Origin of the sequence: Pseudarthrobacter sp. (assembly GCF_036675385.1) — a bacterium.
In the GTDB taxonomy this organism is placed as follows: domain Bacteria; phylum Actinomycetota; class Actinomycetes; order Actinomycetales; family Micrococcaceae; genus Arthrobacter.
The window spans coordinates 1-11,650 of record NZ_JAKFFD010000198.1; the positions used below are offsets into that span (position 1 = coordinate 1).

Here is an 11,650-nt window from a genome sequence, read left to right on the forward strand (position 1 = left end):
GCCATACGCTGGACGAACCGCTCGAGGCCTGGATCTTCGCCGAGCCGGAAGAACGTGACCTGTGTGCCGGCACGCCCCAGGCGGTCGAGCTCGGCCACGGTAAGCCGGATGGTCTCCGGGTGCGGCGGGTAGTCGAACCAGGTCTCACCATCGCCCAGCAGATGCGCGGTTGGTTCGCCGTCGGTCACCACCAGCAGGACGGGCTGCATGGACGGGTGCTTGCGGAAGAACCGGCCGGCCAGCAGCAGGCCGTGGTGCAGGTTGGTTCCCTTGTTCTGGAAGGGCGGCAAGGCGGTGAGCTCGCCAATGTCCGTGGTCTGCGCGTAGCGGCCGAACGTGATCAGCTGCAGCCGGTCGCCGCGGAAGCGCGTGGAAATGAGGTGGTGCAGGGCGAGCGCGGTGCGTTTCATGGGCACCCAGCGCCCTTGGGCGGCCATCGAGAAGGACACGTCCACCAGCAGGACCACGGCGGCCTGGGTGCGCGCCTCAGTTTCCGCCACCTCGATGTCGTCCGCGGCGAGGCGCAGTCCGCTGCCGGGGTCGCCGCCGTCGGCAATGGTCCGGCGGATCGCGTTGGTGATGGTTCGCGTGACGTCCCACGGCTCGGCGTCGCCGAACTCCCAGGGGCGGCTGGAGCCGGTCTGTTCCCCGGCTGCCCCTGCCACGCGGGTGTCCCGGCGGCCCTGCCGGCTGGACAGTTGCCTGGCGGTATCCCGCAGCAGCGCCTTCCCGAGCCGCCGCATGGACTGCGGTGACAACCGGAGATCCCCGTCCGCCCCGCGGTGGAGGTACCCGCCGTCGTGCATTGCCTTCTCGATTTCCGCGAGGGTGCGTGCCGTCACGGCGGCATCCTGGCCGAGCTGGCGGGCCAGCGCGTCGAGGTCCAGGTCGTCCAGGCGGGACCCGTTGTAGGACTGTGAGAGCTGTTCGGACAGCTCGTCCAGCTCGGCGAGGTCTTGCAACACGCCGGTTCCGTCGCCCAGGCCAAGCCCTTCCTCGCCCTCAAAGCGTTCGGATCCGGTCCAGTCCTCGCCGGGCCGCAGAGCGCGCAGGTTGTCGTCGAGTTGGCCGAGCTGGGCCATGAGTTGTGGCGAGCCGAAGGCCTGGGCGGAGAGGTTCATCAGCTCCTCCCGCTGCTCCCGGGACATGGATTGCAGCATCCGCTGGGCGGCTGCCGCGCGCTGGGAAAGGGCGTCGATCAGCTCCTCGACGGACTGTGGATTCTCGGGAAAGTACTGGCCGTGCTTGGCCATGAAGTTCTGGAAGTCCGCGTCGGTGTCCTCGCCGCGCCGGTGTTTGTCGAGGAGCCCGTTGAGGTCCTGCAGCATCTCGTTGACGGCCGCACGGTCCTCATCCGTGGCGTTCTCGAGCGCCTGCTTCATACCGGCGAACCGCTGGTCGAGGACCTCGCGGCCCAGCAGATCCTTGATCCGCTCGTAAGCCTCCCGTGCCGTGCTCGACTGCCAGTCATAGGAGGCCAGTTCGTTGACCGCCGCCGCCGTGGACCGGGGCAGGTTCTGCAGCTGCATCTCCCGGAAGGCACGGTCGGTGTTGTCCATCATGGCGTCGCGTGCCAGCTGTTTGCGCTCCTCCAGCACCGCGGTGTCCAGCAGCTTTTGGACTTCGCTGAGCGTGCCGTCCAGTTTGTGCCGGCCCAGAAGGTCCTTGCGCCGCTGCTGGACGCGGGCGGCGAGGTCGTCGAGGCCTTCCCGGCTGCGACCGCCGCGGCGCAGGAACTCCTGCAGGGCGCGCCGCGGCGAGTAGCCGGCCATGACGTCCTCGGCCACGGCGTCAAGGGCCTCCGCCAGGTCCACCGGCGGGGCGAGCGGATCCGGCCCGCCCCTGTAACGGCTGTATCTGGACCGGTTGTGAACGCTCATGGGCACTCCTTCCCTCAGCTTCCGAACGGCAAAGCGCTAGCCGTAAACCGTCGCCTCGTCGTCGGATTCCTTGGCGATCCGACGAGCTAGGTAGAGGCCTTCCAAAGCGAGTTCGACGGCGGCGGCTCGCTGCCCGTCGTTCGTGGCACCCAGGCGCTCACTGATTTGGTCGTAGAGGCCGGAGCCGTTGAGGGACGGGAGGTTCTCCAGGAACTCCCGCGCGGTGACCATTTCCCCCGTGGTCACCGTGGTGTGGCCGTCGAGCGCAGCCACGAGTTGGCCCATATCGATGCCGTGGAAGTGTGCCCGCACGGCTTCCGCGGTTGCCATGCGCAGGAGGTGGTCGAGGATTTCCTGTTCACGCCCTTCCTCACCGGACTCGAACTCAATCTTGCCGCCAAGGACTTCCACCGCCGCGTCCAGGTCGATGATCCGGGCCACGGCCTCGTCCTCGCCGCGCACGCTGGCCCGGCGAAGGGCTGCCGCGGCGACGGTTTCGGCGCCCGCGATGGCGAACCGCGCGGACACCCCGGAGCTCTGGTTGATCGCCGGGGACTGGCGCAGCGCCCGGGTGTAGCGGGCCAGGATCTCGAGGATGACGGGCGGGACGCCGGCCACCAGGTGCCCCTCCTGCTTGATGACGGCCACCTCGTCGTCGAGCTCCAGGGGGTAGTGGGTGCGGATCTCGGCACCGAAGCGGTCCCGCAGCGGCGTGATGATCCGGCCGCGGTTCGTGTAATCCTCCGGGTTGGCGGACGCGACCACGAGGACGTCCAGCGGCAGCCGCAGCACGTAGCCGCGGATCTGGATGTCGCGTTCCTCCATCACGTTGAGCATCGAGACCTGGATGCGCTCGGCGAGGTCGGGCAGCTCGTTGATGGCGATGATTCCGCGGTTGGAGCGCGGGACCAGGCCGTAGTGGATGGTTTCCGGGTCACCGAGGCGTCGGCCCTCGGCCACCCGCATCGGGTCAATGTCGCCGATCAGGTCGGCGACGGACGTGTCCGGCGTCGCGAGCTTCTCGACGTACCGTTCGGAGCGGTGGCGCCACGCCACCCGCAGCCGGTCCCCCTCTGTGAGGGCGCGGGCACGGGAGTGCTCCGTGATGGGTTCGTACGGGTGTTCGTTCAGTTCCGAATCCTCGATTACGGGCGACCACTCGTCCAGCAGCCCGGCCAGGGTGCGCAGGAGCCGGGTCTTGCCCTGCCCGCGTTCGCCGAGCAGGACCACGTCGTGCCCGGCGAGCAGGGCCCGCTCGAGCTGGGGCAGGACGGTCCTGCTGAAGCCGAACATCCCGGGCCACGGATCGCGGCCGGCGGCGAGCGCGGCGAGGAGGTTGTCGCGGATTTCGCGGCGCAGGTCCTTGTGCACGTGGCCGGAGGCACGCAGTTCACCAACAGTGAAGATATCGGGGCGATCACTCACTCCTCTACGGTAGACCTCCACCGGGCAGGGAATCGAGGGATTTCTCGAGATTCCCTGCCCACTCGGCGCCGGCGTCTTACGCTTGATCCTGATGACTGCAGCAACGCCGCCGGAACCGCCGGCACCTCCTTCGGGTGCGCCTGGCACCCTGCTTCTTTTGGTGCGCCATGGGGTCACGCCGACGACGGGCAGGGTGCTGCCGGGGCGGGCACCGGGGCTGCATCTGTCCGACACCGGCCGCGCCCAGGCTGAGAAGGTCGCGGAGCGTCTCGCGGACCTTCGGGTGGACGCCGTCTATTCCTCGCCGCTGGAGCGCGCCGTTGAGACGGCGGAGCCGACGGCGGCCCGCGCAGGACGGAACGTGACGCACGACGACGGCCTGCTCGAATGCGATTTCGGCGACTGGACCGGGGCTGCTCTGGCGGACGTGGCCGCCCTGCCGGAATGGCAGACGGTCCAGCACAGCCCCTCGACCTTCCGTTTCCCGAACGGCGAGAGTTTCACGGAAATGCAGGCGCGGATTGTCGGATCGCTGGAGGCGCTGCGCACGGCCCACGCCGGCGGCGTGGTGGTGTGTTTCTCCCACGCCGATCCCATCAAGGCCGCCGTCGCCCATGCCCTGGGCACGCCCCTTGACCTCTTCCAGCGCATCGTCATCAGCCCGGGTTCGGTGTCGGCCATCTCTTTTGTGGACGGGCAGGCGCCCGCCGTGCTGATGGTGAACTCGACGTCGGAGCCGCTGAGCGGGCTGCGGGGGCAGTGAATGGGTCCTGCCAGCGGGCCAGACGGTGAAACTGGGCAGGCTGTGTCCGGCCGGGAGCTGACGCTGCTTTGCGAGGGCAGCATCGAACTGGTGGGACGCATTCCGCGCAGCAGCAACGAGACGTTCCTCGTCGAGGTCACCGGCACGGATGGCACCTCGTATGCGGTCTACAAGCCGGAGGCCGGGGAACGGCCGCTGTCCGATTTCGAGCCCGGGCTCTACCGGCGGGAACGGGCAGCCTACCTGCTCAGCGAGTCGCTGGGGTGGGGCCTCGTGCCGCCGACGGTGATCCGCGAGGACGCACCGCTGGGCGTCGGTTCGCTGCAGTGGTTCATCGAGTGCGACTTCCAAGAGCACTACTTCACGCTCTACGCCGACGCACCCGAGACCCACTACGAGCTGGCCCGCATCGCCCTGTTCGACTACGTCAGCAACAACACCGACCGAAAGAGCGGCCACGTGCTGCGCGGCGACGACGGGCGGGTGTGGGGCATCGACCACGGACTGTGTTTCTCCGCCAGCTTCAAACTGCGCACCGTGATCTGGGACTTCGCCGGTGAACCCATCCCCGATGGCCTGCTCGAGGACATCGCTCCGCTCGCAGAGGCCGTACCATCCGACGTGGCCGAACTCCTCGACGTCGACGAGATAGCCGCCCTGCAGCGCCGCGTCCAGCGCCTGCTGCGCGAGGGGGTGCTGCCGGTTGACCGCACCGGCATGCGCTACCCGTGGCCGCTGGTTTGACCAACGTCTCGGGCCGCAACGAAGTGGCTCGGCGGAACCCCGGATACTCAGCGGTCAGCCCGCTCCCTCACCCTCGCGGGCCGTCTCCTCCAGGATCCTCGCAGTGGGCGCTGCCGTCATCAGCTGCCCTATCACCTCAGGCTTGTCCCATACCTCGCTGCGGAGCCGTTCCAGAAAGACGGTCGCGGCATCCTTCGTGTCGAAGTCAAGGAGCACGGCCACGCTGTTCTGGTCGTCCGTATCCCGGAGCAGCCGGACAGACCTGGCGCCCGAGGCGGCGCGGCCTGCCGGATCGGAGTCAAATACTTTCTTGAAAGCCTCGTAGTCCCGGACTGGATAGCTGATCTGCAAGGTGAACATCGTTGTTCCTTTCCCTGGGCTGTGACAGCTCAAAGATAGGCCTTCCAAAGTCATCCCGGTAGGGCCGGAGCGAAGGCCTTGAATCGGCGATGCCGCGAGCACCCCCGCCAACCGATTTCCCCCTGTTTAGAGGTAGTCGCCGGCCCGTTCGCGGGCAATTTCGAGCAGCGTGGAGTGGAAAGCCACCTCTGCGGGTGCGTAGACCTTGTCCTGGCGCTGGGCGAGCAGGACGCGGCGCAAGGGGGCAGCGTCCCCGAGGCTGAGCACGCGGACATCCGGGTGCTGAAGCGCGACGGCGGTTTTGGGCACCATGGCAACGCCCATCCCCACACTGACCATCGCCTGGGCTTCCTGGTAGTCGTTGGCGAGGAATCCGATGGTGGGTTCGAACCCGGCGGTGTGGGCTGAGCGCTGCAGAACCTCCACCACCGGATGTGCTTCCGCACGAACAATCCATGACTCGGCGCGGAGGTCCTCCATCCTCACCTGTTCCCGGTCGGCGAGCGGGTGGTTGGCGGCCACCAGGATCACTGTGCTCTCGTGGAAGACTTCCGTTACCCGGATGGAGTCGTCGTGGAACCTGTTCCACGGATAGTCCCACAGCAGACACAGGCCGGTGACTCCTGATTGCAGGTCCGCTACCAGTTCATCGAAGCGGGCGCTGCGCAGCGAGAGGCTGATGGCCGGGTACCGCTTCTTGAAGGCGCGGATGACGATCGGCAGGAAGGACCCTGCCAGCGTGGGAAAGGTGCCCACGGTCAAGGCTCCCCTCTTGAGGCCTGCGATCTGGTCCAGGTCCGACTGGGCGGCCCGCATCTGTCGGAGGATCTGGCGCGCGTGGCCCGCCAGCACCTGCCCGGCCTCGGTGGGCACAACGCCACGGGAGCGGCGGTTGAGCAGGGGCTGCCCCACCTCCTGTTCCAGCTTGCGCAGCTGCTGGGAAACGGCGGAGGGCGAATACATCATCAGGTCCGCCGCGGCGGTGATTGAACCCTGCTCCACCACCTCCAGCAACAGCGTGAGGCGCCGAATATCGAAAAGGTGCTCCTTCTCGTCGTTAAGCATTGCTTTACCCTTCGGAAGATTTAGTTCATTTAGTGCACGCAGGCCTGCAGCGCACGGTTCCTGGCCTGCTTCTTGCAACCGCAAGTGCGGATAACCCGGCGCAGCAGACGCACAGCAACAATGATTGAAGCAATCCTACATCCCCCATCAATTATTGAACATTGTCTTAATTTGTGATCCGGATCAATCTCTTACCAGGGCCCCTTGAAGTAATCGAGGCACAAGGAGATGTGAAGGAACAATGAAGATCGAAGCAGAGTGGATGCGCGGAGGCACCAGCAAGTGCTGGGTGTTTGAAGCCGAGCATCTGGGCGGCGGCGCCAGCCTGGACTCGCTGTTGCCCCGAGTGTTCGGCAGCCCCGACTCCCGGCAGATCGACGGCGTCGGCGGTGCAACCTCCACCACCAGCAAAGCGGTGATCCTGCACCGGCCTGACGATGACGATATCGACGTCGACTTCACCTTCGCGCAGGTGGGCATCGAAGAAGCCTCAGTGGATTGGGGCAGCAACTGCGGGAACTGCTCAGCTGTGGTTGGCCTGTACGCGATTGAAAAGGGATGGGTTGTTCCCAGCGGGGACGTCACCAGGATTGTCACCCGCAACACCAACACCGGGCAGATCATCGTCCAGCGGGTAGCAACCCCCGCCGGCGCCCTGCCCATCGTCCCGGACGCCAAGATGCCTGGCGTCCCGTTTCCCGGCTACCGAGTGGGCCTCGGCTTCCAGGATCCTGCCGGGAAGACCACCGGAACGCTGCTGCCCACCGGCTCGGTGACGGACACCATCACCGCCGGCGGAACCCGCTGGACAGTGTCCATGGTGGACGCCGGCGCACCCGTGGTGATCGTTCGCGCCGAGGAGCTTGGCCTGGACGCCGACCGCTACGACAGTTGGCAGGCCGGCGTCGAACTGCAGCTGGATACCTTGGACCAGATCCGGCGGCAGGCGGCGGTGCGGATGGGACTGGCACCCACCACCGTCCAGGCGGCGCGGGCCATCCCCAAGCTGGCCATCGCCGCCGCCCCGTCTCCCGCAGAAGACGGCAGCGACATCAACGTCATGATGCTTTCGATGGGGCGGCCCCACCCGGCACTGGCCATCACCGGCAGCATCGCCCTGACCCTGGCAGCCCGCACCCCGGGCACCGTCCTGCATGCCATGACCGGCAGCGGGCTGGGGGCCACGCTGAAACTGCGAACCCCCGCCGGAGTCATCGAAACCTGGACCGAGGATCACGACGGCGCCCTGCTCGTCGGCGTCGACCGCACGGCCCGCAGCATCGCAACCACCATCATCCACCTCCCCGAGGCCCTCGGAACTGCTGCCGAAGCGTCCCTCGCGGGAGCCACTCAATGAGGAGTACCCGCCATGACTAAGACTGTGCAACGCCCCACCGACGCTGTTGAGGAGACCCGGGACCAAAAGTCTCCGCGTCCCGCCCGCCGCCGCCGTATCCTGCTGATGGCGGTGGTAGGCATCACCTTCCTTGGTTTGCTTGCCCTCGTTCTGGCGGGAGGCGTCTTCAACCAGGCGCCCACCGCGGAATCGGAGCCGAGCATGACTGCAGTACAGATCATCCCGCTCATCATCCTCGTGGTGATGTTCGTCGTCGCCACCAAGTGGCCGCTGAACATCGGTGTGATGGGGCTGGTAGCCTCCTTCGGCGTCGGCTATTTCATGCTTGGCATGTCTGACAAGGAGATCCTTGCGGACTTCCCGGCCAACATTGTCATCACCATCATCGGCGTCACCTACTTCTTCAGCATGGCGCAGCGGAACGGCACCATCGATATCATCGTCCAGAACTGTGTGCGGCTCGTCAGGGGCAAGACCCTCCTGCTGCCGTGGGTCTTCTTCCTTATGGCTGCAGCCCTCACAGCATTGGGCACCTTCTCCCCCGCCGCAGTGGCCCTGCTGGCGCCGGCAGCCCTTGGCCTGGCCTACGAGTCCCGCATCCACCCGGTGGTGATGGGCGCTTTCCTCATCAACGGCGCCCACGCCGGCGGCTTCTCCCCCCTCTCCGTGGCCGGCGTGCTGGTGCACGACATCGCCGTGAAGAACGGTTTCCCCATCTCCCAGGGCGCATTGTTCACCGCCAGCTTCGCCATCAACCTGATCCTCTCGGTCCTGACTGTGGTGCTGTTCGCCCTGCTGGGCAAGCTGCGCGACGGCGAGGGCCAGCACGCCGACCTGGAGACGACCACCACGGGCCGTCCGCACGGCCAGCAGATCCTGACGCTGGCACTGATTGCCGCCATGCTGGTCTGCGCGCTGGGCTTCCACATGCCGATCGGCTTCGTGGCCCTCTCCGCCGGTCTTCTCCTGGCGCTGGTCAACATCAAGGAACACCGCACTTTCATCGGCGGCGTTTCCTGGTCCACCGTCCTCCTGGTGGCCGGCATGATCACCTATGTTTCCCTCCTCCAGCACGTGGGGGTCATCGACACCCTCGCCGAGCAGGCACTGGCCCTGGGCGCACCGCTGCTGGTGGCGCTGGTCCTCTGCTACGTGATCGGCGTCGGCTCCGCGTTCGCGTCGTCGACGGCGTTGCTCACCGCGTTCATTCCGCTGGCGGGTCCGCTGCTGGCCACCAGCTCGCTGAGCGCCTCCGGCACCGTGGCCGCACTGGCCATCGCCGCCACCGTTGTGGACGTCTCGCCCTTCTCCACCGACGGCGCCCTGGTAGTGGCCAACGCCCGCGAGGACGACCGGCAGCGCGTCTACAAGCAGCTGATGATGTATGCCGGCGGCGTGGTGCTGGCAGCTCCTGCGCTGGCTTGGGTATTGCTGGTACCCACCGGCATCATGTAACTTCGGGCGCCGCTCCTGCACTCCATCGCAACAGGAAGCCCGAAAGACGGGCGCAAGAGCGTGCATCCGTTCGCGTCAAAGGCAGGATCCGGCAACGGGGCCTGCCTTTGGCGTCCCGGGGTAGGACTCCGCGCATCCAGGCAGGAGAGTTGACGGGGCACACCACAACAACAGGCCACCATCTTCAAGCGGCGAGATACATCATGGTGGCATGTTCGAGTGGGCTGGAAGCGTGGGGTGTGCAGCCAGGTGGCCAGTGCGTAGGTTCACGGTCCTGTTGCTCGGGTGGGTAGTGCCGGCCGGTGGGTGAAATCCAGCCAGGCGGTTCATCGTGCGTTGCCTGCGCAGGCGTCCAGGCGGATGTGTGTTTGAGGCGGTGGTGTTTCGGGCAGGCCTGTCCGAGGTTACTGATCCCGGTGGTCCCGCCGTCCTGCCACGCCGTCAGGTGGTCGCTCTCATTGTCCAGGGACTGGTTGCTGCAGCCCGGGAAAGTGCAGGCACCGTCCCGCATCCTGAGCCACCGCTTCAGCGATTCGGGGAGCCGGTAACTGGTGCGGCCGATCTCCAGTGACGCCCCATCCCGCGGGTCAACCAGGACCCGGTAGAACGAGCTGGCACCATCGGCAACGAGCCTACGCGCGATCGACGCCGGGACCGGCCCGAACCCATCCACCTCCGCGGGTTCCTCAGTGAGCCCGAGGAGGGAAAACACGGGGACGGTCACCAGGACGTCAGCCTTGGGAGAGGGCACCTCACCTGGCTGCTGGCTGGCGCTGCCCAGCAGCAGCCCCGCAGCGATGTCAGCCCGGATCTGGGTGAGTGTGCGCGACTCGTCAGCGCCCTGCAGCCCCCGGCCCAGGGCAGAGGCCCTGTTCCATATGGCGCAGGCCATGTCACCGGGAAGGTACAGCGAGATCCAGCCCATGCCGTCCCGGTCCGGGGTATATTCCATTCGACGGTCCGCCACACTCTTTGCATGGCGCTTCTCCAGGGATTCCGGGTGGTGGCGTTCGCGCCAGGCCCGGACTTTCCGCCGGAACCTGGAGGGCACCAATTCGCCGGGCGTGGCACAGCGGGCGACGTCCGGCGCCCCCGGGTCGAAGAAATGCGATTCCAGGGCCGAAACGGCCGCCGGGGGTAGGCCATCGGTTTCGTCGACCATAATCCGGGCGTGCTGCCAGGCGATGGTCCCGGCCTGTAGAGCGTCCAAGGCGGCCGGCAGGGATGTAGTCAGCGCATAGGCCTCGCCAAGAAGGGCCGATGCGGCGCGTTCGCTGAGGGTAAGTACGCACGCCACTTCCGCCACCAGGGACATCTCCTGCGCCGACGCCTCATATGCACTGGCGGGCGGGGCCTCCAGCGCCGCTGCGGCCTCCGCGTAGGCGGCCAGCAGCCGGATCTTCGCCGCCGCCATCGCAGACTCGGCCCGTGCCAGTACCCCCAGCCCTTCCAGGCATGCCTCCGAGAACTCCCGCAACGGATCAACATCAGCTTGGATTGGTAGAGACGAAGGGCAGGAAATAACGCCGGCAAGCTGACCGACCAACCCGGCCACCGACACGACGGCAGCCGTCACTGCGGCCCTGCCTCCCGCATCGATAACCGCAACGGTTTCCATAAGCACAGCATGGCAGGGGGGTCTGACATTCATGTCGCGGCCCATCCGGTCAAGATGCGCAGGCAAATCTCCTGGCCATGTCCAAGGAGTCCTCACGTCACACAACGTGACGGCTTCCGAATCCCGATTGGCCACGCCCTACCCTTGAAGCGTGACTTTGACTAAGATCCGCACCGCCGCCGCGAGCTCCCTCGCCGCCGCCGGTCTCCTGCTTGCCCTCGCCGCCTGTTCCGCGCCGGCCACCACCCAGCCCACCTCTGCACCGGCCTCCTCGGCGAGCGCCTCACCCAGCGCCTCCGGGCCCTGCGCCGGGGTGAAGGTCATCGTCGATTCCGGCGCCCTGAAGCAGGCTGCCGCTGATACTTCCGTGTGCGTGCCCGTGTCGGCAGCCACGCCCGCTGCCAAGGTGCTCGACGAGGCCAAGGTGAAGACCGTGGGCACCACGCAGTACCCCACCGAACTGGTGTGCCGTGTGAACGGCGTCCCGGCCGCGGATCTTGAGATCACCCACAAGGGCGGCACGTACAAGGAAGAGTGCGCGGGAATGCCCGCCGCCTTCGCCTACTGGTCTCTCTGGGCTAAGCCGGCCACCGGCGACTGGGCCTACGCGCAGGAAGGCCTCGCCACCCTGCAGGTCAACCCGGGAGAGAGCCTCGAGCTGCTCTACACCGTCGACGGCGAACCGGCCGCCCCCAAGGCATGACCTTTCGACCCGCGCCGTTACGCGCAGCGGCGGCCCTCGCCGTTGTGTTCATCGCGGCGCGGGTCATCTACCGCATCCTTTTCAACGGGGCGGGCCTGGGCGAACCGCTGCTGCTCGACCTGCCGGCGGTCCGGCTGCCTGCCCCGTACGCGCATGTGGTCTTCCTTGGTCCGGTCAGCGGACCTGGCCTGTGGCAGGCGGTCCTCTCCGCCCTGCCGATTGCCGGGATGTTCCTCGCCTTCGGACTGCTCAACGCCTGGGTGGACGTGGCCCGCGGCTT

General features: G+C 67.0%; 11 protein-coding genes. 6 read left to right on the forward strand and 5 right to left on the reverse strand.

Annotation, left to right across the window (positions count from 1 at the left end; translation table 11 throughout):
* Both V6M49_RS16795 and V6M49_RS16800 read right to left on the reverse strand, forming a co-directional pair.
* The coding region (locus V6M49_RS16795) for a vWA domain-containing protein (RefSeq protein WP_332762170.1) at nt 1-1,880 on the reverse strand (1,880 nt) is incomplete at its 3' end.
* 36 nt (nt 1,881-1,916) lie between these two features.
* Nucleotides 1,917-3,305, reverse strand: a complete 1,389-nt coding sequence (locus tag V6M49_RS16800) for a sigma 54-interacting transcriptional regulator (protein ID WP_332762172.1) — start codon at nt 3,303-3,305, stop codon at nt 1,917-1,919.
* A gap of 91 nt (nt 3,306-3,396) precedes the next feature.
* On the opposite strand from V6M49_RS16800, the gene V6M49_RS16805 reads away from it, so the two are divergent.
* Together V6M49_RS16805 and V6M49_RS16810 are read left to right on the forward strand one after the other, a co-directional pair.
* Complete coding sequence (locus V6M49_RS16805; RefSeq protein ID WP_332762174.1) at nt 3,397-4,068, forward strand: MSMEG_4193 family putative phosphomutase; 672 nt, start codon at nt 3,397-3,399, stop codon at nt 4,066-4,068.
* Between the two features lie 42 nt (nt 4,069-4,110).
* Nucleotides 4,111-4,812, forward strand: a complete 702-nt coding sequence (locus tag V6M49_RS16810) for an SCO1664 family protein (protein WP_332762176.1) — start codon at nt 4,111-4,113, stop codon at nt 4,810-4,812.
* A gap of 54 nt (nt 4,813-4,866) precedes the next feature.
* On the opposite strand, the gene V6M49_RS16815 is transcribed toward V6M49_RS16810, so the two are convergent.
* A complete protein-coding gene (locus V6M49_RS16815; protein ID WP_141141808.1) occupies nt 4,867-5,172 on the reverse strand; it encodes a hypothetical protein in 306 nt (101 codons plus the stop codon).
* A gap of 126 nt (nt 5,173-5,298) precedes the next feature.
* Nucleotides 5,299-6,237, reverse strand: a complete 939-nt coding sequence (locus V6M49_RS16820; protein ID WP_332762179.1) for a LysR family transcriptional regulator — start codon at nt 6,235-6,237, stop codon at nt 5,299-5,301.
* A gap of 241 nt (nt 6,238-6,478) precedes the next feature.
* Here V6M49_RS16820 and V6M49_RS16825 point away from each other — a divergent pair, with 241 nt between their 5' ends.
* Both V6M49_RS16825 and V6M49_RS16830 read left to right on the forward strand, forming a co-directional pair.
* Nucleotides 6,479-7,594, forward strand: coding sequence for a PrpF domain-containing protein (locus V6M49_RS16825; protein ID WP_332762180.1), 1,116 nt, complete (start codon nt 6,479-6,481; stop codon nt 7,592-7,594).
* Between the two features lie 12 nt (nt 7,595-7,606).
* Complete coding sequence (locus tag V6M49_RS16830; protein ID WP_332762182.1) at nt 7,607-9,049, forward strand: SLC13 family permease; 1,443 nt, start codon at nt 7,607-7,609, stop codon at nt 9,047-9,049.
* A 184-nt stretch (nt 9,050-9,233) separates the two neighbouring features.
* Here V6M49_RS16830 and V6M49_RS16835 read toward each other — a convergent pair whose 3' ends face one another.
* Nucleotides 9,234-10,667, reverse strand: a complete 1,434-nt coding sequence (locus V6M49_RS16835) for an HNH endonuclease signature motif containing protein (RefSeq protein ID WP_332762184.1) — start codon at nt 10,665-10,667, stop codon at nt 9,234-9,236.
* A gap of 151 nt (nt 10,668-10,818) precedes the next feature.
* Between V6M49_RS16835 and V6M49_RS16840 the strand changes: the two genes are divergently transcribed.
* Both V6M49_RS16840 and V6M49_RS16845 read left to right on the forward strand, forming a co-directional pair.
* The gene (locus V6M49_RS16840) at nt 10,819-11,370 is read left to right on the forward strand and encodes a hypothetical protein (RefSeq protein ID WP_332762185.1); all 552 of its coding nucleotides are present in this window, start codon (nt 10,819-10,821) and stop codon (nt 11,368-11,370) included.
* The coding region (locus tag V6M49_RS16845; protein ID WP_332762186.1) for a hypothetical protein at nt 11,367-11,650 on the forward strand (284 nt) is incomplete at its 3' end. The genes V6M49_RS16840 and V6M49_RS16845, both read left to right, overlap by 4 nt.